Below are 18,645 nucleotides of genomic sequence, written 5' to 3' on the forward strand. Positions count from 1 at the left end.
CATGACCGACACATCTTTCCAGACGCTTACGCGGCGCGGCTTCGTGCTGATTTCCGCCGGTTCCGTTCTTTCCGCCTGTGTTTCCGTGCCTACAAACAAGGGCATGCCGTCAGGCACCCGCGATGAGACCGCGGCAGCGCTTCCAATGGTCAACGAGTTGCGCCGCTCGAAAGGACTTTCGCCACTCTCCTTCAGTAGTGCGGCAAGTGGTGCGGCCGCTTATCAGGCCGGACGCATGGTCAAGGCGCAGAAGATGGCGCATCTGATCGGCCTGACCGACAGTTTCCTCATCCGCATGAAGGACGGCAATGTACCGCTACCAGCAGCGGAAAACGTGGCGGCCGGGCAGGACAGCGTTGAGCGTGTCGTCAAGGCCTGGATCGGCTCGAAACATCATCTCGAAAACATGCTCGGACCATATAATGGCCTTGGCGTCGCGGTTGCCTATGATGCCGCAAGCCGCAACCGGCCCTATTGGGCGATGGTGCTCTGCGCGTGAGATAACGGGGGGACGCCCCCTCCACCCTCATTCCTCTCCCTGTCACAGGGATGAGGCAGGAGAGCACACCACCACGATAAGCACTTATCTTAACCGACGCAGCGTCTCGACCGTTCAGGTCATCGTCATCCAAGCTTGCGGTCGGCCCAGCGGTCGACCGTGCTGTCGCGTAGGTCACGAATGGAGTGCACACCTTCGCGAGAGACCAGCTTCGACAGGCCTTTGACGATGGACGACGGCAGGCCGGGGCCTTCATAGACCATGCAGGAATAGAGCTGAACCAGATCGGCCCCTGCCCTTACCTTTTCCAATGCCGTTTCCGGCGAAGAAACGCCACCCACGCCGATGATGGGCAGATTGCTGCCGACGCGCCGGCGCATCTTGGCGAGAACAGTGGTCGAAAGCTCGAATAGCGGCTTGCCGGACAGTCCACCCGCCTCACCCTTATGCGGACCGGGCCGCAGGCCTTCACGCGAGAGCGTGGTGTTGGAGACGATCAGGCCATCGAGATCATGGGCCAGCGCCTCTTCCGCCACGTCATCCAGCCCTTCCTCGGTCAGATCGGGCGCGATCTTCAGGAAGATCGGAATGCGTTTGCCAAAGCGTTCGGCTTCTGCCCTGCGGCGCTCCAGCACGGCGCCAAGAAGTGCCGCGAGGCTTTCGCGCGCCTGCAAGTCACGCAGACCCGGCGTATTGGGCGAAGAGATGTTGACGGTGAAATAGGATGCGACCGAATAAAAGGCCTCGATGCCCTGCACATAATCGGCGATGCGGTCTTCGCTGTCCTTGTTGGCACCGATATTGACGCCGACGATGCCGCGTAACTGCGCCTGCCTCAAGCGCTCCAGCGCCGCGGCATGGCCTTCATTGTTGAAACCGAGGCGGTTGATGACGCCTTCATCCTCAACCAGACGGAAGATGCGCGGTTTGGGATTGCCGGATTGCCCACGCGGCGTGACGGTGCCGATTTCAGTAAAGCCGAAACCGAGCCTCAGAAGCGGTCCCGGGACTTCCGCATTCTTGTCGTAACCCGCCGCCATGCCGAGCGGATTGGGGAAAACGAGGCCTGCAACGGTCTGCTGCAGCCGCGGATCGTGCGGCACCATGCAGGTGGGCAGAAAGCCGCTTTTCAGCGCCGCCACGGACAGACCATGTGCCTTTTCCGGATCGACAAGAAACAGGCCCTTGCGGCCGATTGAGGAAAATAATCCGCTCATCACAAAATCTCCGGAAACTGGTGCTGGCCATCATGGCCAAGTGAAAGCGGCGTTTCCCAAAGCACGGCGGTCAAGGGAAGAGACGCATAGAGATGGGGGAAAAGATCGCCGCCTCTCGAGGGTTCATAAACCAGCTTGTCGCCAAGTGCTGCACCATCAACAGCGATCAGAAGCAGGTCGGTCTGGCCGGAAAAATGCCGGGCGGCAGTCTCGGCCGCCTGCTTTGCCGTTGAAAAATGAATGAACCCATCAGTCAGATCGATGGCGGCGCCTTCGAAGATGCCTTGTTCCCTGGCTGCATTCCACAACGTCTCCGGCACGATTTTGTAAATGATCGCGGGCGTTTCGTGCATGGGGCTCTCCGAAGGCTTTCCAAGGCTTTTCAGTCTGGGCGGTTTGCCGCAAAGCGGGTCGATTGTCCACAGTTTCCACGGCATTTTTATTGCCGCGACGGCTGTTCCCAAGCTTTTTCTTGTAATACGCAACCGATTAGAGCAACCTTTCAGAAGAGGAGCCGGAAGTAGTCTAGACTGCCGGCAAACGGGAGTGCGCCATACCTTTCAAAGAACCGCATAACGCCCTTGGGAGGGGGCCAGAATGTCGGAACTTGTCATTATCATCGCAGACGACCACCCGCTTTTTCGCGGCGCCCTAAAACAGGCCGTATCCGGTCTCGACGGGCAGCAGACAATCATGGAAGCCGGGGATTTCGAGGCTGCCAGAAGTGCCGCGACGGCGTGCAACGACGCCGATCTGATGCTTCTGGACCTCGCCATGCCGGGTGTCAGCGGATTTTCAGGCCTGATGGCGCTGCGGGCGGAATTTTCCAGCCTGCCCATCGTCATCGTTTCGGCAACGGACGACGCGACCACTGTTCGCCGGTCCATCGAACTCGGCGCTTCCGGTTTTATTTCCAAATCCTCGGGCATCGACGATATCAGGGATGGCATTCGCGCGGTTCTTGAAGGCGATGTGTGGATACCGGCAAGCTGTCAGGGCGAAAAGGAGCATGATCCTGACGTGGCTGATCTCATCGGCCGGCTCAGAACGCTGACGCCGCAACAGAGCCGGGTTCTGGGCATGCTGGCGGAAGGCCTGCTGAACAAGCAGATCGCCTATGCGCTGAATGTTTCGGAAGCCACCATCAAGGCGCATGTCTCCGCTATTCTGTTGAAGCTTAAGGTCGATAGCCGTACACAGGCGGTGATACAGCTCAGCAAGATAAACACATCGGCCATGGTGGCATAATAGAGGATTTTATTCCTTTCTTTTCTTTACTCCTGACGGGATATGGTCTAGATTCCGCGGAGTAAACGACAGGAGCTTTTCCGCCACGGGCTCCACCTGCGGGCTTTCATCATGCTTTCACACGAGACGATCTGGAGCGCCATCGATACGCTTGCCAAACGTCACCAGCTGACGCCTTCGGCCTTGGCGAAGCGTGCCGGTCTCGATCCCACCTCGTTCAACAAATCGAAACGTTTCGGCCCGGATGGCCGCAAACGCTGGCCTTCGACGGAATCGGTATCCAAGGTGCTGGAGGCGACGGGGGCAAGCGTCGACCAGTTTTTTGGTTATGCTTTCGGCAGGACGCAGACAATGCAGCCTTCAGGTGCGGACAATGCCATCCCCCTGCTCGGTTTTGCGCAGGCGGGCTCCGGCGGCTTTTTCGACGATGGCGGTTTTCCGGCCGGCCAAGGCTGGGATGTGGTGGAGTTCCCCTCTTCTCCCGAACGCAAGCAGGGCGTCTACGCGCTGGAAGTACAGGGCGAAAGCATGATGCCGCTTTACCGCGACGGCGATATCCTGATCGTGGAGCCGGGCGCGCAGGTGCGGCGCGGCGACCGCGTGGTGCTGAAAAGCCGAGACGGCGAAGTGATGGCCAAGGTGCTGGCGCGGCAAAGCCCCAAGAATATCGAGCTTCTTTCGCTCAATCCCGAACATCCGAACCGCAGCTTTGACATGGCCGATGTGGAATGGATCGCCCGCATCATCTGGGCCAGCCAATAGACACCCGCCATTGCGAAGACAGGCGTCCTACTTGCCCGGGCACAACTCAGAGAGCAGGCGTCGATACTATCCCTTTACAGACCGAGTGACGTTGCCGCGGCATCAACCGTCATGATCTTCGCACCGCCGGAAGCTGCCCTGCGGACAAGGCTCTGAAGTTTGTCTTCCGGGCAACCGTAAAAGCTCGGTGTCTGCGAAACATCGTGGGTGAAAATGATGAGCCAGCCGCCATTTTGCAAAACATCCTCGAGCCAACGATCGGCGGCATCGAGATAGTTTTGGTCCGCGCGCAACTCCACCCCGGCAAGATTGTACGGATCGATGCTGCCCCGGTTGATGCCAGGCATGATGCCGCGAGCGGTCTTGAACCTTCGTCGTAACAGGGGCTGCATGACGGGCGAGGCCATGCCGAAAGGAACGGAGAAATTCCGCCTGCCTCGGTTTTTGGCGAACGATCCCAGCACGGTTTCGTTGTGATCAAGATCCTCTTCAAGCCCGCGCCGTGAAAAGCTCGAGAGTTTGCGATGGGAAAAAGTATGGCAGGCAAGCTCGTGGCCAGCCGCTGCAAGTTCCGAACAGCCTTCGGTTGAAATCATGTCCTGCTGTTCATAGTGCCTGTCGATAAAAGTACCTGCGAGATAAAATGTCCCGCGAACACCCTCGCTTTCCAGAATGCGCGCGCCCTTTGTCCAGGCGGTCGCCGGCACATCATCGAATGTGAAGGAGACGATTGGTTCGGACGTTTTGATCAGCGCCGCCGGTCCTGGAAAGTACTGCACCAGCCGGTTATTGATCCTGTCTGCAAATGTCCCGATTTTTTGTGTCATGCATAAGCCCCCCGGCCTGTCTGCAAATTACTGCCCCTGCTCAAGTATGTCGTACGCCTGATGCCTCAAACAATAGATTGCAATCAGTAGAGAAGACCAGATAGGCCCGGTTCCGGTAAAGAAATTACTCTCAAGACACGAAGAAAGCAGTGCATACACCCAAATTCGTGCAAAAAGCCGCGTTAATGCCGGATCGGTACCCTTGTTCACAGCTATACGAAAATCGTTTGCGGGTATGATGACGAGCCATATGACGATGAGAACAAAGGCCGGCAGGCCGCCATTCAGCAGGCTTTCGACAAAGCCGTTATGGGCATGGAAGGCGGTGACCGCCCAGGTGCCGGCAGTATCGGCCTGCGCCAGCAGCCGGTCACTCGTCCAGAATGCCTGAAAACCCTGCCCGAAGATCGGCGATTGCGCAAACGTGTCGAAGGACAGGCGCCATATATCCGTTCGGCCGGTAAAGGTGGAATCGATCCCCAGACTATCGACCACATGCCGTATGCTCGGAAAATAGGTGGAGCCGACCGCGAGGATGTTGAGGAAAGCCAGAAGACCTCCGATCATCAGCAATGTCCGACCGGCATGTCTTTCCATGACCCAGACCAGCGCAACAGTGACGGGCAACAGCATCGCTGCGGTTTTCCCGTTGGTTTTCCAGAGGAAGAACCCTGCCAGAAGCGTGATGACAATGCCGCCGACCGTCGACCAGCTATTGCGCAGGTAAAGCCCGATCATGACGAGAATGATCATGGCGGGAGCGGCGGCATTCTTGTGATTGAAGATACCGCGCCAATCGCCGGCGAGCGCCGTTTCATCGAGATCGTAGGGCTGGTGGATCGAGCGCGAGCGCAGGAAGATCACCCCGAAGTAGCAGAGCGCCAGCAGGATGACGGCGAAGATGGCCATCATCCGGTCGAACTGCCTCCTGTCGCGCGGCATGACGACGAGGACGCTGGTGATGAAGCAAAGAAGGCCCGTAAAGAGCAAACGTTGCAGCGAAGTGCCAGGCTGGGAGCCAAGCACCGAACAAATCACCAGCCAGGAAAACAACAGCAGAATGGGCAGACGCGGCCGCAACAAAAGCCCCGTCAGCCGATGACGCAGGGCAAAAACACCCAGCATCAGCGAAATTACCAGCCCGGTCAGCTGGTTTGCGGCGGCGTGCGGCACGGGTGCAGCCGCAAGATTTTCGAAAGGCGCAACGGAAATCCAGATATAAAGCATCGTGACGACGAAAAAAATCGCGTCGCGACGGCCGCCCGTAAGCGACATGCTGTTGCTTTGTACAGGAATGGACTGCGTATCAGTAAAAGGCGGCATCGTCGGCCACATCGAAAAAGGATAATCGGATCATTGGCCTGCCTTGTGACGAACAACGAAACCCTTTTTGAAACCGGGCCATGTCCAAATAACCATAACAGTCATTATCATCATTATTATACAATTGCTTTAACCCTCTCTTACCTCAAGAAGGCTAAGACTGGGCAACTGCCATTCATAGAGGTCAACGGCCTTCGAATTATTGCCCCCTTGCCGGGTTTTCCAGTTCATCAATTTTAAAAACACGGCAGTTATCTTGAATTCGCCCGGCGACGCCGGAAAGCACGGAGAATAAGGTGTCGTTGAATACGCCGCGGTTCAGCCATCTAGTCAGACTGGGATTGACCTATATGGCATCCGGCGGGGCGCTTTTGATGTCCAGCGCCGCCCAGCTTTTGACCTTCGCCCTGCTTGCCCGCCATCTCGGCGTGGAACAATTCGCGCTCTATGCCTCGATCACGGCCGTGACCAATCTCGGCGTACAGATTTGTGGTTTCGGTTCGCAGGAATCGCTGATCCGCCGCGTGGCGCAGGATCGCAGTATGTTTCCCGTGATGCTCGGCCACAGCTATCTCCTGAGCGCCGCTACCGGCATTTTGCTGACCATCATCGGCATGGTCACGATCCCGGTGTTTTTCCCGACGTCGGAAACATTGCTGCATACCCTCATCACCACTTTCGTGATCCTGGTAACAAACCTCATCCTTTTGAAAGTCATTTCGCTTTCGACCCAAAGCTTCATCGCCCATTCCGACTTCGCCTCCGCCAACAAGCTGGAAGTGATGTTCGCCGTTGCCCGCACAATTGCCGCCGTGGTCGCCTGTCTCATCTTCAAGGTGGAGACGGTGGAGGCCTGGGCCCTGTGGAACCTGGCTGCCCATACGATTGCGGCAGTGATTTCGCTGAAGGCGATCGGCAGGCTCGGTCGGCCGGTTTTCCGGATCGTTCGCGATGAAATTCGCATCGGCATCCTGTTTTCCACCCAGTTCCTGTTCAAGGCCGTGCGTGGCAATGCCGATATTCTCGTTCTCGGTGCCGTTGCCAGCGCCGAGGTTCTGGGCAGCTACTCCATTGCCCGGCGAATTCTCGACAGCTCCTACCTCTCCGTCGAGGCTCTGAACCGGCTGATCTATCCGGGGTCGGCCTCAGCCGCCCTGCAGGGTATCGGAAAGACCATAGAGCGCGCTTATAATGTGCTGAAGGCAGCGCTTGTCATCGCAGTCGGCAGCGCGCTGGTCATCTTCATCATCGCACCCTTCCTGCCGCTACTGTTCGGCGACGAATACGTCTCACTGCCGATCATCACCCGTATCCTTTGCTGGGTCGTGCTGCCCATGGCCGTTGCGGCGACCGCGCTTGAGGCGCTTGGCGCATCCGGACGGCAGGATATCCGCGCCAAGATATGGAACAGCGGCAATCTCATCGGCTCCGTTATCGTCGCCTTCCTCACCTGGTCCTTCAGCATTTCCGGAACGATCGGCAGCTATTTCTTCGTGGAAGCCGCCATCGCCGCCGCCGTTTGGATCGCGCTTTTGCGATTGCGGCGCAACGAAGAAGCCTTTGCGCCCGCCAAATAGAACGTCATCCGGGCCCCGATCCGAATGAAACCGGATTTCTCTAATAAAGCCCGTAGGGGAAATAACGCCGGTAGATTTCTTCCAGCCGGCCATTGCGCGAAAGGGCGGCAAGCGCCTGATCAAAGGCCGGTACAAGCACATCGTCCGGATCAACTGCCATGATGGAAAGGCCTTCGCCAAGAAATCTGTCGGATAAATAAGGTCCGCCGAAAAGCGCACAGCAAGCACCGGACGCGCTTCCCGAAACCCAGAAAGGCAGGCGCAGCCCATCCGCAAAAACGGCGTCCACCTTGCCCGTCTTCAACGCCTCATACATGGGTTCGTAACCATTAAAGCCTTCAGCCGAGGCTTTGGGAAAAAATGCCTTGAGCATCTGTTCGTGCCGCGAGCCCGTGACCACACCCACCTTCTTTCCCGACAGGGCATCTGCGCCGGAGCCAGTGAATTTCGCCGCCTTGTTGACGGCAAGACGCGCGGGCAACAGCAGATAGGGTCGCGAGAAGGTGAAACTCTTGCGCAGATCGGCGGTGGTGGCAATGCCGGAAATCACCGCTTCGCCCTCTCCCATTTCCAGCGCTGCCTCCAGCTCGTCAAACGGCAGTGCCTGCACCTGGCATTTGCTCTCAACCTTCAGCTGGGCGCAGATTTCGCGCACCAGATCGACATGAAAACCGGCAAGCCGGCCTTCCTGATCGGTAAAATTAAAGGGTGGAAAATCGACCGACATCAAAAACCTGATCCGGGGCACGGAGGAGAGATCGCCACCCGGAAACCGCTCCTGCGCATCAAACAGCACCGGCATGCGGTTTCTGTCCGAGAGACCTTCCGCGTGAAGTTTTCCCAAATTACCACCGAATTGTAAAGCGATAGCTAAAGTAAAACTAATAACTATATTTCGCGTTACATTCATCATTCTCATCTATACTGTCCGTAGCAAGAAGCAGGGCGTTACCATGGCGGCGGCGGCGATGCATGGATTATTTTAGGCACTATACACGAGAATCGTTCCGCACGACGTCAGCGGGGCGAAAAATTGCGTTTTCGCTCATCGGCGACAATCCACTTTGGACAGCGCCCGAACCGGACGAGCATGGGCCAACACGCTTTCTCTCTTCGCTCGGGTTCGGCAAGCCTTACATCGCTGCATTCGAAGAGCAGGCCCTCAAAAACGGCTCAACCGTGGAAGACGAATTGCTGGCGAGCGGCCTGGTCGATGCGGATGCGTATTACGGTGCTTTTGCCAGATTGTTGCGATTGCCGTTCCGACCGGAAATCGATCCGGGTCGTGTGGCAGACCTCAATCACCTGGACGCGCAACTAGCCGAACCACGGCTCCTGCGGTTGACACCGCTGAAAGGTAAGCCAGTGCTGCTGATCGTCCCGGAATTGGCAAGGATGGAGTTGCTGAAAGGCATCCTCGATCAGCGTCCGTATCTTCTCGAAGAACTTGCCGTGACCACGCCACAGGCCATGCGCAGCGCAATCTGGAAGGCGGGCGAAGCACGCCGCTGCCGAGATGCGCGACATCAGCTTTTCAACGCGGCGCCGCAGCATTCCGCAAAGATCACGCTGCATGGCGAGCAGGGTTTTGTCAGCGGCATTTTCGTTACCCTGCTCGTTCTGTCGCTTCTGTTTTATACGCAGGCGGCCATGGCCTATATTCACGTCACCCTCACGATGCTTTATCTCTCCACCTTGCTTTTCAGGTTGTTTGCACTCGTCCATACGCCAAAAGGAAACGATGCGAAAACCGTCATACCACTCCAGCAGGACAGGGAGCTGCCGGTCTACACTATTCTCATGCCGCTTTATCGCGAAGAGGCGGTCGTTGAGCAGCTCATTCATGCGCTGGAGCGGCTGGACTGGCCCAAATCCCGGCTCGATATCAAGCTCGTCTGCGAGGCAGACGACGTAGCGACGATCGAGGCCATCCAGCGGATAAATCCCGGTCCGCATATCGAGATCGTCAGGGTGCCGCCATCCATGCCACGCACGAAGCCCAAGGCCCTGACCTATGCGCTTTCCGGCGCGCGTGGCACTTTCGTTGCCGTTTACGACGCCGAGGACCGGCCGCATCCGCTGCAATTGCGCGAAGCCTATGCCGCCTTCCGCGGCCAGCCGGACGAGGTGGCCTGTGTGCAGGCGCCGCTTATTGTCAGCAATGCCAGCTCCTCCTGGCTCAGCGCCTGTTTCGCACTGGAATATTCCGGCCTTTTCCGCTGCATGTTGCCCGTTCTTGCAGCGTGCAAGCTGCCGCTGCCGCTTGGCGGCACCTCCAACCATTTTCGCACCGCCGTGTTACGCCGGGTGGGAGGATGGGACCCGTATAATGTGACGGAAGATGCCGATATGGGCCTCCGGCTGCACAGGCTGGGTTATCGCTGCGGTGTCATCCGGCGGCAGACACTGGAGGATGCTCCGACCTCCCTTTCCGTCTGGCTGAACCAGCGCGCGCGTTGGTACAAGGGCTGGCTGCAAAGCTGGCTGGTCATGACCCGCTCGCCCTTCACGACCGCGCGCCGCATGGGATGGATCGCCTATATCGTCTTTCAGCTGCTGATTGGCGGCATGCTTCTGTCGTCGCTGGCCCATCCCTTGCTGTTTGTTTCCTTCGCCTTCATGGCCATGGCAATCCGGGAAAACGGCACGGATATGCTGCTTTCCTGGCAGGGCATTCTGTTTTTCATCGATACGCTGAATATTTTCGGAAGCTACGCCATCTTCGTACTGATGGGCAGAAACAGGATGATAGCTCATGAGAAACAACAGGTCGGACGGCGCTGGTTGGCGATCCCGCTTTACTGGCTGATGCTGTCACTCGCCGCATGGCGCGCCGTGGTGGAATTGAAAACCAAGCCGTTCGTCTGGAACAAGACGCCGCATATGCCGGTCATCAGGAACAAGGCCTGACGACCAGACTCTACAAACGAATTCCAGCTCCCTCTGCGCCGCCACTGCGGATATGGCACAAACCAAAACGCCTTGCCGAACGAGGCTTCTCCATCGGCAAGGTTTATCGCTTCGCAAAAGATCGGCCGAGCAGCTCTATTTGGTAACGAGCTTGTTCTTGATGAGGCCGACAATGATCTGGACAATCAGGCCGCCGACACCGCCGCCAACGAGCTGGCCGGCAAGAGCGCCTATATCCATGCCGCCAGCTGCAGCAGTTCCCGCCGTCCCGAGCAGCGATCCGAGCACGGTTCCTCCGCCGATGCCGCCAATAGCGCCGGCAATCAGGTTGCCGAGTGCACCGAGATCGGAATCCTTGAGTATTTTTCCGCCGGCCGAACCACCAACCGCACCGCCGACAATTTGGGCCAATATCGAAGTAAGATCCATGTCATCCTCCTCACAGGTTTCCCCGACCATTCGGAGAAACAATGCTTCCCATTCATGTCTGTGCGGGCCGGAGAAAGCGGGCTTTGAGCCTTAGTCTTTCTCGCCGAAAAGTTTCCAGACCACGGCGCCGATTGCGCCGCCGAGGATCGGAGCGAGCCAGAACAGCCAGAGCTGTTGCAGCGCCCATCCACCAACAAACAACGCCTGTCCCGTCGAGCGGGCCGGATTGACGGATGTGTTGGTGACCGGAATGGAGATCAGATGAATAAGTGTGAGAGCAAGGCCGATGGCGATCGGCGCAAAACCAGTGGGAACCCTGCCATGCGTCGATCCCAGAATGACGATCAGGAAAAATGCCGTCAAAATGACTTCGATCAGCAGCGCCGACACGAGCGAATATCCACCCGGCGAATGTTCCCCGTAACCATTTGCGGCAAAACCGCCAATATCGGCACCGGCTTTGCCGGTAAGGATGACATAAAGCGCCCCCGCCGCGACGATCGCCCCCAGAACCTGCGCCACTATGTAAGGAACGAGGTTCGATGCCGGAAATTTGCCAGCAACGGACAGACCGACGGAAACGGCCGGATTAAAATGACCGCCCGAAATGCCGCCGACCGCATAGGCCATGGTCAAAACCGTCAGACCGAAAGCGAAAGCGACACCAAGAAAGCCAATGCCGAGTTCAGGGAAAGCAGCGGCAAAAACCGCACTGCCGCAACCTCCGAACACGAGCCAGAAAGTGCCAAGAAATTCCGAAAGAAGCTTGCGACTCATAACACTCCCCCAATAATGTTACGACCGCATCAACTATTACGTGCAATTTAATTGTAGTCAAGCTAAATCGCATAGTCGCACGTTTGTCGCAGCGATGGCGGTGACATGCGCGCTTTTGGCTGGCCAGGAAGTTGTTTGGATTGCCTTGAAAATATGGAGCGGGTGAAGGGAATCGAACCCTCGTATTCAGCTTGGGAAGCTGCTGCTCTACCATTGAGCTACACCCGCGCCGCGCACAAGACATCGGACAGTTCTTATCGGGTGTCAAGCACCCGACAGGATCATTACTCCGTGCGGAAATGCTTGGAGAGCTTCAGGCCCTGTGCCTGATAGTTGGAGCCAAGGCCGCTGCCGTAGAGGCCATCCGGTTTTTGCAACATGTGCTCGTAAACCAGCCGGCCGACGATCTGGCCGTGTTCGAGGATGAAGGGCACCTCGTGGCTGCGCACCTCGAGAACGGCGCGGCTGCCCGTGCCGCCCGCCTGCGCATGGCCGAAGCCTGGATCGAAGAAGCCCGCATAATGCACGCGGAACTCGCCCACCAAGGGATCGAAGGGTGTCATTTCGGCCGCATAAAGTGGCGGTACATGCACGGCTTCACGCGAAACGAGAATATAGAACTCATCCGGATCGAGGATCAGTTCGGCACGGCCGCGGGCGTATAGAGGTTCCCAGAAATCGAGAACATCGTGCTGAGCCTTCTTGTCGACATCTACCACCGCCGTGTGATGCTTGCCGCGATAACCGATCAGCCCTTTTTCGCCAAAACCCTTAAGGTCGATGGAAAGCGCGATGCCGCCGCCGGTCACATTAGGGGTTTCGCTGGCGACCAGCGTCTCCGTCTCGTGCAATTTCAGAAGCTCGGCTTCGTTGAGCAACGAGTGGCCGATGCGGAAACGGATTTGCGAGAGGCGCGAGCCACGGCGCACGACGACCGGGAAGGTGCGCGGGCTGATTTCCAGATAGAGCGGGCCGGCATAGCCCGCAGGTATCTTGTCGAATTCCTGTGCATTGTCGGTCATGACGCGGGTGAAGATATCAAGACGCCCCGTCGAGCTTTTCGGATTGGCCGAAGCCGACATATCCGCCGGCAGCTCCAGGCTCTCCATCAAGGGCACGATGTAGACGCAACCGGTTTCCAGCACCGCCCCCTCGCTCAGATCGACCTCATGCAGGCTGAAGCGGTTGAGCTTGTCGATGACTCGGGTTCCGGGGCCGGGCATGAAACTGGCGCGCACGCGATAGGCTTTGGAGCCCAGTCGCAGATCGAGGCTGGCGGGTTGCACCTGATCGCCATCGAGATCAGCCTCGCTTCTCAGCTTGCCGCCCGCAAACAGCGCCCTGATCGCGCCATCCGCCAAAATGCCCGTGGTTCTGGTCATGATCATCATTCCTTTTTACGGCGACAAAACCAAAAGGAAAGCATTGACGCAAGCCGGTAACGGCAGTATGGCAAGCTTATCCCGTGGTGATTTGGCCGGTCGGCTTGCAGCCACGTTAAACAAGTGGCTAAAAAGACCGGGTGCTAGGAACCGGTCTGCTTTTGCGACCGGTTTTTTTGTTTTGAGGTGATCACATGAGCAATAAATGGCGCCCGGCAACCCAGCTCGTTCACGGTGGTACGCTACGCTCACCCTATGGTGAAACGTCGGAAGCGATCTATCTGACCCAGGGTTTCGTTTACGAAAACTCCGAAGCCGCCGAAGCGCGCTTCAAGGGCGAAACGGATGGCTTCATCTATGCCCGCTATGCAAGCCCGACCAATGACATGTTCGAAAAGCGCATGTGCCTGCTGGAAGGTGCGGAAGACGCCCGTGCGCTTGCCTCCGGCATGGCCGCCGTGACAGCCGCCATCATGTGCCAGCTGCGTGCCGGCGATCACATCGTTGCTGCCCGCGCGCTTTTTGGCTCCTGCCGTTGGGTGGTAGAAACGCTTGCACCCAAATACGGCATCGAGTGCACGCTGATCGACGGACGCGATCTCAACAATTGGGAAAAGGCGATCCAGCCGAACACCAAGCTGTTTTTCCTCGAAAGCCCGACCAACCCGACGCTCGAAGTGGTGGATATTGCCGGCGTGGCGAAGCTCGCCAACCAGATCGGCGCGAAAGTGGTTGTCGACAATGTTTTCGCCACACCGCTTTTCCAGAAGCCACTCGAACTCGGCGCCCATATCGTCGTTTATTCGGCGACGAAGCATATTGACGGTCAGGGCCGTTGCCTTGGCGGCGTGATCCTTTCCGACAAGAAGTGGATTGAGGAAGAGCTGCAGGACTATTTCCGCCACACCGGCCCAGCCATGTCGCCGTTCAATGCCTGGACGCTGCTGAAGGGCATCGAAACCCTGCCGCTGCGTGTCAAGCAGCAGACGGCCAATGCCTCGAAGATCGCCGATTTCCTCGCCGACAGCGGCAAGGTTGCCAAAGTGATCTATCCTGGTCGCGCCGACCATCCGCAGGCAGACATCATCGCGCGGCAGATGTCGGGCGGCTCGACGCTCGTGGCTTTCGAACTGAAGGGCGGCAAGGAAGCGGCATTCGCACTGCAGAACGCGCTTGATATCGTGAAGATTTCCAACAATCTCGGCGATGCCAAGAGCCTCATTACCCACCCTGGCACCACGACGCATAAGAACCTGACCGACGAGGCGCGCGCCGAACTGGGTATTTCCGGCGGGACCTTGCGTCTTTCCTGCGGTATCGAAGATACGGACGATCTGCTGGAAGATCTGGCGAAGGGTCTTGCGGCCGTTTCAGTTTAAGGATTCAATCGACATATCGCCATGGCCCGACTTCCCGTCGGGCCATGGCACACATCCCGCCTGGGTGAAAGCCCGCGTCTGGCAACCAATATTTACCTTTACCGTTATCCCTAACGGTGAAAAAACGGCGCAACAGAAGATGCGCGTGGTCGTCAAGTCATTCATTTTCTTGACGATAGCCAGAACCTGTAGTGTAGGATGATGGCAGCAGGGAAAATATCGAGGTGTGGCGCGTATGTATCGTGCTCTGACAAGGGATATCGAGGTAACGGTCGATCCGTATTATCTCGAGGAGCAGTCCGACCCGGATGACGATCGTTATGTCTGGGGCTATAAAGTCGTGATCTCGAACAATTCCGATGTTCCGATAACACTCGTCAACCGCTATTGGCACATCACCGACCAGAACGGACAGGTGGATGAGGTCTACGGGCCGGGTGTCGTCGGCGAAAAACCGCATCTGAACCCCGGCGACAGTTACGAATATTCATCCGGCTGCCCGCTGGATACGCCGTCAGGCCTTATGTTTGGCCACTATGAAATGGAAACGGACAAAGGCGAGGTGTTCAACGTCACCATCCCCGCCTTTTCACTGGATTCACCCGGCCTGTTGCGGGTGCTGAACTGACAAAATAGCCGCGCCATTCACAAGCGCGGCTCTCCTCGTCAGACGTTTTCAAACTCGCTGACATCGTAGCGATAGGTCGTGGAGCAGAACTCGCACGTCACGGCAATCGCACCGTCTTCCTCACTCGCCTTGATCTCTTCGGCGGTGAAACCGGACAGCACACCCTTGATCTTGTCCCGTGAACAGCTGCAACGGTCGAAAATGACCTGCGGATCGTAGATGCGCACGCCGCTCTCGTGGAAAAGCCTGTAAAGCAGACGCTCCACCGGCACCTGCGGATCGGTCAGCTCGTCAGTATCCACCGTATTCAGCAGCGACACCGCCTCTGTCCAGGCATCGTCCTCCGCCACTTCATAATCGCCCTCGTCGCCGTCACCGCCATGGAGATCGCGCATGCGCAAACGTTCGGGCGCCTGCGGCAGGAACTGGGCAATCACGCCGCCTGCACGCCAGCTATGGCGTGGCTTCCCTTCGCCGTCACGGTCGAAGAACTGGGCAACGCCGAGGCGCACGCGGGTGGGAAGCTGTTCCGACTGACGGAAATAAACCCCGGCGATTTCTTCCAGCGAAGAACCGTCCAGCGGCACGATGCCCTGATAAGGCTGCATGCCGACGCCCTGATCGATGGTGAAGGCCAGAATGCCGGTTCCGAGCAGTTGTTCGGGCGAGGTTTGCCCCGCAGCGACAGCTTCCGCCAGCCGCTCCTCATCGAAACGAGCATAAGCGCGCATGCTCTCGGGCGCGGTGAAATCCGCCACCAGAAGGTCAACCGGGCCGTCGCCCTTGGTCTGCACAGTCAGCTTGCCGGAAAATTTCAGGGATGTGCCGATCAGCGCCGTCAGAACCGTTGCTTCCGCGAGCAGGCGGGCGACAATCTCGGGATATTCGTGACGTTCGAGGATGGCATTCAACAGCGGCCCGACCTGTACGGCGCGACCGCGCACGTCCAGACCTTCGACCTGAAAGGGCACAACCTTGTCGTCGCCAGCTAAATCGAGATTGTCCAGTTCAACCGTTACATCTGCCATGTCATAACTCCTTGGCGCAGCCGTTGCGCCGCTACCGTCCAAAAGTCCGGCTTTTAAAATGTACTTTTTCAGCTTGTCGCACAGAGATCCGGGAAGCGAAACCGCCTCCGGGGAAAATCGTGCAAATCGTGAGGTGGCCCGCCAGCGAAAAGCCGACGAGCGTCTTCGAAGCCCCACAGATGGGAATGTGCATCGCCGAGTTCAAGCACCCGGCCGATAGCGGTCAGATGACGCCCATGCACCATGCGATAATGGACTTCTGCGCATGGAGCCGGTTTTCCGCCTCGTCGAAGACCACCGATTGCGGCCCGTCGATCACTGCATCCGTTACTTCCTCGCCGCGATGCGCCGGCAGGCAGTGCATGAACAGCGCTTCCTTGTTGGCCTTCGCCATCAGCGCTTCATTGACCTGATAAGGCTGGAAGATATTGTGGCCGCGCGCCTTGTGTTCCTGGTTCATGGACACCCAGGTATCGGTGACGACGCAATCAGCGCCCGCCACTGCCTTGTCGGCATCGTGGTACAGCGAGATTTCGCCGCCATTGTTGCGTGCCCAGTTCAGGAACTTGTCGTGCGGTTCCGAACCCATCGGGACTGCCATCGCCATGCGGTAACCGAAACGGGCGGAGCCTTCCACGAACGAATGCAGCACATTATTGCCGTCACCCGTCCAGGCAATGGTCTTGCCCTTGACCGGGCCGCGATGTTCCTCGAACGTCAATATATCCGCCATGATCTGGCAGGGATGCGTGTCGTCCGTCAGGCCATTGATAACAGGCACGGTGGCGTGTTCGGCAAGCTCGAGCAGACGCGAGTGATCCGTGGTGCGGATCATGATGGCATCGACATAGCGCGACAGCACCTTGGCCGTATCGCCAATCGTTTCCGCGCGGCCCAGCTGCATTTCCGTGCCCGACAGGAACAGGGTCTCACCGCCGAGCTGGCGCATGCCGACATCGAAGGAGACGCGGGTGCGTGTGGACGGTTTTTCGAAAATCATTGCCAGCATCTTGCCGGCAAGCGGCTTTTCCGCCGTGCCGGTTTTGGTGGCAATCTTGCGCGTGCGCGCATCATCAAGAATTGTCCGCAGATCCTCCGACCCGACGGCCGAGAGGTCCAGAAAATGTTTTGGTGAACCCATTCTAATCTGTCCCATGCTTGCGAGCCCCTGAAGAGAGGCCCGCTCTTGATTTTTTCAGGCGCTTTTTGCCTGTTTCGCAACCGTCAGGGAGGCGGCAGCCGCGTCGATACGTGCAAGACCCTCACGGGCCTCTTCCGCCGTGGTGACGAGCGGCGGCAGAAGACGGATGACATTGTCGCCCGCAGGCACGCCAAGCAGATGCTCTGCGCGCATGGCCTGCAGCAATTCGCCCGAAGGAATCTTCGCCTTGATGCCCAGAAGCAGACCTTCGCCGCGAATTTCCTCGATCACGTCAGGATAACGGTCCTTGAGCGAGGCCAGACCCTGCCGGAAGACCAGCGCGACGTCACGGACCTTCTCGAGAAAACCTTCGGAGAGAACGACGTCAAGCACGGCATTGCCGACTGCCATGGCCAGCGGGTTGCCGCCGTAGGTGGTGCCATGTACGCCCGCCGTCATACCGGAAGCGGCATCTGCCGTGGCAAGACATGCGCCGAGCGGGAAACCGCCACCGATACCCTTGGCGACCGCCATGATATCGGGCGCAACACCGGTATGTTCATAAGCAAACAGCTTGCCTGTGCGGCCGACACCCGTCTGGACCTCATCGAAAATCAGCAGCAGGCCGTGCTCGTCGCACAATCCGCGCAGAATTTGCAGGAATTCCTTGCTGGGCGAGCGAATGCCGCCCTCGCCCTGGATGGGCTCGATCAGAAGTGCTGCAGTCTCAGCCGTGATGACGGCCTTGAGGGCATCGACATCACCGAACGGAACCTGATCGAAACCTTCGACCTTGGGACCGAAACCTTCGAGGTATTTCTGCTGGCCACCCGCGGCGATCGTCGCCAGTGTACGGCCATGGAAAGCGCCTTCGAAGGACACGATGCGGAACTTCTCCGGATGGCCCTTGGTATAGTGATAACGGCGGGCGGTCTTGATGGCGCATTCCAGGGCTTCCGCGCCTGAATTTGTGAAGAATACCTTGTCCGCGAAAGTCGCTTCCGTCAGGCGCCTGGCGAGTTTTTCCTGTCCCGGTACTTCATAAAGGTTCGAGACGTGCCAGACCTTCTCGGCCTGCGTCTTGATCGCATCAACGAGGTGAGGATGGGCGTGGCCCAGCGAGTTGACAGCAACACCGGCCGCAAAATCCAGATATCGCTCGCCGCTTTCCGTGAACAGCCATACACCCTCACCGCGCTCGAAGCGCAGGGGGGCTCTTGAAAACGTATCAAACAATGGCGCGCCGGCTTCGGCCATGGCTGTATCACTCCTTGCGCAGATGCGCTGTCAAACTGTTGTCAATAGGCTTGCGGGGTTATCCCTCGCCTGAAAATCAAAATGCCGCCTTGCGGCGGCAGGGGCACTATTGTCACTTCGTTTGCCGATGTCAACAAAAGTCAGCGTTTCCCGGGCTTCTCAAGCACTAGTATGCGGCCGCGGGCCAGCCCCAAGGTGTTGCCTTTCAGACTCAATACGCCAGCAAGTTGGGGAAAACCGGAAAATCGATTCCAGATGATT

General features: G+C 58.0%; 18 protein-coding genes, 1 tRNA gene and 1 riboswitch. Of the genes, 7 read left to right on the top strand and 12 right to left on the bottom strand.

The genetic code is table 11. The features are described from left to right. Position 1: 1 nt before the first annotated feature. Positions 2–499 (top strand): CAP domain-containing protein, encoded by a 498-nt coding sequence (locus tag F617_RS0102665; RefSeq protein WP_013635432.1) that lies wholly within the window; start codon positions 2–4, stop codon positions 497–499. A 125-nt stretch (positions 500–624) separates the two neighbouring features. On the opposite strand, the gene F617_RS0102670 is transcribed toward F617_RS0102665, so the two are convergent. Both F617_RS0102670 and F617_RS0102675 read right to left on the bottom strand, forming a co-directional pair. Then, positions 625–1,716, bottom strand: a complete 1,092-nt coding sequence (locus F617_RS0102670; protein ID WP_019564334.1) for a quinone-dependent dihydroorotate dehydrogenase — start codon at positions 1,714–1,716, stop codon at positions 625–627. Continuing rightward, the gene (locus F617_RS0102675; protein ID WP_019564335.1) at positions 1,716–2,069 is read right to left on the bottom strand and encodes a DUF952 domain-containing protein; all 354 of its coding nucleotides are present in this window, start codon (positions 2,067–2,069) and stop codon (positions 1,716–1,718) included. Before F617_RS0102675 ends, F617_RS0102670 begins: the two co-directional genes overlap by 1 nt. A 244-nt stretch (positions 2,070–2,313) precedes the next feature. On the opposite strand from F617_RS0102675, the gene F617_RS0102680 reads away from it, so the two are divergent. After that, positions 2,314–2,964 (top strand): response regulator transcription factor, encoded by a 651-nt coding sequence (locus tag F617_RS0102680; RefSeq protein WP_003514945.1) that lies wholly within the window; start codon positions 2,314–2,316, stop codon positions 2,962–2,964. 111 nt (positions 2,965–3,075) lie between these two features. After that, entirely contained in the window at positions 3,076–3,726 is a 651-nt protein-coding gene (locus F617_RS0102685) for a helix-turn-helix transcriptional regulator (RefSeq protein ID WP_003514944.1), read from the top strand. Between the two features lie 74 nt (positions 3,727–3,800). On the opposite strand, the gene F617_RS0102690 is transcribed toward F617_RS0102685, so the two are convergent. Both F617_RS0102690 and uppY read right to left on the bottom strand, forming a co-directional pair. After that, positions 3,801–4,553 (bottom strand): polysaccharide deacetylase family protein, encoded by a 753-nt coding sequence (locus F617_RS0102690; RefSeq protein ID WP_019564336.1) that lies wholly within the window; start codon positions 4,551–4,553, stop codon positions 3,801–3,803. Positions 4,554–4,580: 27 nt separating this feature from the next. After that, complete coding sequence (gene uppY, locus F617_RS0102695) at positions 4,581–5,876, bottom strand: Wzy-type polysaccharide biosynthesis protein UppY (RefSeq protein ID WP_026330638.1); 1,296 nt, start codon at positions 5,874–5,876, stop codon at positions 4,581–4,583. Positions 5,877–6,226: 350 nt separating this feature from the next. Between uppY and uppX the strand changes: the two genes are divergently transcribed. Next, positions 6,227–7,453 carry a Wzx-type polysaccharide biosynthesis protein UppX gene (gene uppX, locus F617_RS0102700; RefSeq protein ID WP_236762079.1) on the top strand — a complete coding sequence of 409 codons (1,227 nt, stop codon included), beginning with the start codon at positions 6,227–6,229 and terminating at the stop codon, positions 7,451–7,453. Positions 7,454–7,493: 40 nt separating this feature from the next. On the opposite strand, the gene F617_RS0102705 is transcribed toward uppX, so the two are convergent. Next, a complete protein-coding gene (locus tag F617_RS0102705; protein ID WP_019564339.1) occupies positions 7,494–8,255 on the bottom strand; it encodes a transporter substrate-binding domain-containing protein in 762 nt (253 codons plus the stop codon). Between the two features lie 170 nt (positions 8,256–8,425). Between F617_RS0102705 and F617_RS0102710 the strand changes: the two genes are divergently transcribed. Next, positions 8,426–10,363: a glycosyltransferase family 2 protein gene (locus F617_RS0102710; RefSeq protein ID WP_019564340.1), complete on the top strand. Its 1,938-nt coding sequence runs from the start codon at positions 8,426–8,428 to the stop codon at positions 10,361–10,363. Between the two features lie 135 nt (positions 10,364–10,498). Here the strand turns inward: F617_RS0102710 and F617_RS0102715 are convergent, their stop codons facing one another. The 4 genes from F617_RS0102715 to F617_RS0102730 all read right to left on the bottom strand — a co-directional run bounded on the left by F617_RS0102715 (position 10,499) and on the right by F617_RS0102730 (position 12,951). Then, complete coding sequence (locus tag F617_RS0102715) at positions 10,499–10,792, bottom strand: hypothetical protein (RefSeq protein WP_019564341.1); 294 nt, start codon at positions 10,790–10,792, stop codon at positions 10,499–10,501. A 90-nt stretch (positions 10,793–10,882) separates the two neighbouring features. Beyond that, a complete protein-coding gene (gene aqpZ / locus F617_RS0102720) occupies positions 10,883–11,569 on the bottom strand; it encodes an aquaporin Z (RefSeq protein ID WP_019564342.1) in 687 nt (228 codons plus the stop codon). A gap of 154 nt (positions 11,570–11,723) precedes the next feature. After that, positions 11,724–11,797: transfer RNA gene (locus F617_RS0102725), tRNA-Gly, on the bottom strand. Positions 11,798–11,853: 56 nt separating this feature from the next. Next, positions 11,854–12,951, bottom strand: coding sequence for a 2'-deoxycytidine 5'-triphosphate deaminase (locus tag F617_RS0102730; RefSeq protein ID WP_026330640.1), 1,098 nt, complete (start codon positions 12,949–12,951; stop codon positions 11,854–11,856). Between the two features lie 73 nt (positions 12,952–13,024). Continuing rightward, a riboswitch (SAM riboswitch) is annotated at positions 13,025–13,103 on the top strand. Positions 13,104–13,145: 42 nt separating this feature from the next. Here F617_RS0102730 and F617_RS0102735 point away from each other — a divergent pair. Together F617_RS0102735 and apaG are read left to right on the top strand one after the other, a co-directional pair. Next, the gene (locus F617_RS0102735) at positions 13,146–14,330 is read left to right on the top strand and encodes an O-succinylhomoserine sulfhydrylase (RefSeq protein ID WP_003514934.1); all 1,185 of its coding nucleotides are present in this window, start codon (positions 13,146–13,148) and stop codon (positions 14,328–14,330) included. 235 nt (positions 14,331–14,565) lie between these two features. After that, positions 14,566–14,958, top strand: a complete 393-nt coding sequence (apaG, locus tag F617_RS0102740; RefSeq protein ID WP_003514932.1) for a Co2+/Mg2+ efflux protein ApaG — start codon at positions 14,566–14,568, stop codon at positions 14,956–14,958. Between the two features lie 38 nt (positions 14,959–14,996). On the opposite strand, the gene F617_RS0102745 is transcribed toward apaG, so the two are convergent. From F617_RS0102745 to F617_RS0102755, 3 genes are all read right to left on the bottom strand, one after another. Next, complete coding sequence (locus F617_RS0102745) at positions 14,997–15,986, bottom strand: Hsp33 family molecular chaperone (RefSeq protein WP_003514930.1); 990 nt, start codon at positions 15,984–15,986, stop codon at positions 14,997–14,999. A 223-nt stretch (positions 15,987–16,209) separates the two neighbouring features. Further along, a complete protein-coding gene (argF, locus tag F617_RS0102750) occupies positions 16,210–17,127 on the bottom strand; it encodes an ornithine carbamoyltransferase (protein WP_003514928.1) in 918 nt (305 codons plus the stop codon). 54 nt (positions 17,128–17,181) lie between these two features. Next, the gene (locus F617_RS0102755; protein WP_013635420.1) at positions 17,182–18,384 is read right to left on the bottom strand and encodes an aspartate aminotransferase family protein; all 1,203 of its coding nucleotides are present in this window, start codon (positions 18,382–18,384) and stop codon (positions 17,182–17,184) included. Between the last annotated feature and the right edge of the window lie 261 nt (positions 18,385–18,645).

The organism is Agrobacterium sp. 10MFCol1.1 (genome assembly GCF_000381165.1).
GTDB lineage: Bacteria > Pseudomonadota > Alphaproteobacteria > Rhizobiales > Rhizobiaceae > Agrobacterium > Agrobacterium tumefaciens.

Bases quoted from the DNA above. Each gene is read 5' to 3' on its own strand.
- F617_RS0102665 (WP_013635432.1), top strand. From the start codon at position 2: ATGACCGACACATCTTTCCAGACGCTTACGCGGCGCGGCTTCGTGCTG.
- F617_RS0102670 (WP_019564334.1), bottom strand. From the start codon at position 1,716: ATGAGCGGATTATTTTCCTCAATCGGCCGCAAGGGCCTGTTTCTTGTC.
- F617_RS0102675 (WP_019564335.1), bottom strand. From the start codon at position 2,069: ATGCACGAAACGCCCGCGATCATTTACAAAATCGTGCCGGAGACGTTG.
- F617_RS0102680 (WP_003514945.1), top strand. From the start codon at position 2,314: ATGTCGGAACTTGTCATTATCATCGCAGACGACCACCCGCTTTTTCGC.
- F617_RS0102685 (WP_003514944.1), top strand. From the start codon at position 3,076: ATGCTTTCACACGAGACGATCTGGAGCGCCATCGATACGCTTGCCAAA.
- F617_RS0102690 (WP_019564336.1), bottom strand. From the start codon at position 4,553: ATGACACAAAAAATCGGGACATTTGCAGACAGGATCAATAACCGGCTG.
- uppY (WP_026330638.1), bottom strand. From the start codon at position 5,876: ATGCCGCCTTTTACTGATACGCAGTCCATTCCTGTACAAAGCAACAGC.
- uppX (WP_236762079.1), top strand. From the start codon at position 6,227: ATGGCATCCGGCGGGGCGCTTTTGATGTCCAGCGCCGCCCAGCTTTTG.
- F617_RS0102705 (WP_019564339.1), bottom strand. From the start codon at position 8,255: ATGCCGGTGCTGTTTGATGCGCAGGAGCGGTTTCCGGGTGGCGATCTC.
- F617_RS0102710 (WP_019564340.1), top strand. From the start codon at position 8,426: ATGGATTATTTTAGGCACTATACACGAGAATCGTTCCGCACGACGTCA.
- F617_RS0102715 (WP_019564341.1), bottom strand. From the start codon at position 10,792: ATGGATCTTACTTCGATATTGGCCCAAATTGTCGGCGGTGCGGTTGGT.
- aqpZ (WP_019564342.1), bottom strand. From the start codon at position 11,569: ATGAGTCGCAAGCTTCTTTCGGAATTTCTTGGCACTTTCTGGCTCGTG.
- F617_RS0102730 (WP_026330640.1), bottom strand. From the start codon at position 12,951: ATGACCAGAACCACGGGCATTTTGGCGGATGGCGCGATCAGGGCGCTG.
- F617_RS0102735 (WP_003514934.1), top strand. From the start codon at position 13,146: ATGAGCAATAAATGGCGCCCGGCAACCCAGCTCGTTCACGGTGGTACG.
- apaG (WP_003514932.1), top strand. From the start codon at position 14,566: ATGTATCGTGCTCTGACAAGGGATATCGAGGTAACGGTCGATCCGTAT.
- F617_RS0102745 (WP_003514930.1), bottom strand. From the start codon at position 15,986: ATGGCAGATGTAACGGTTGAACTGGACAATCTCGATTTAGCTGGCGAC.
- argF (WP_003514928.1), bottom strand. From the start codon at position 17,127: ATGGGTTCACCAAAACATTTTCTGGACCTCTCGGCCGTCGGGTCGGAG.
- F617_RS0102755 (WP_013635420.1), bottom strand. From the start codon at position 18,384: ATGGCCGAAGCCGGCGCGCCATTGTTTGATACGTTTTCAAGAGCCCCC.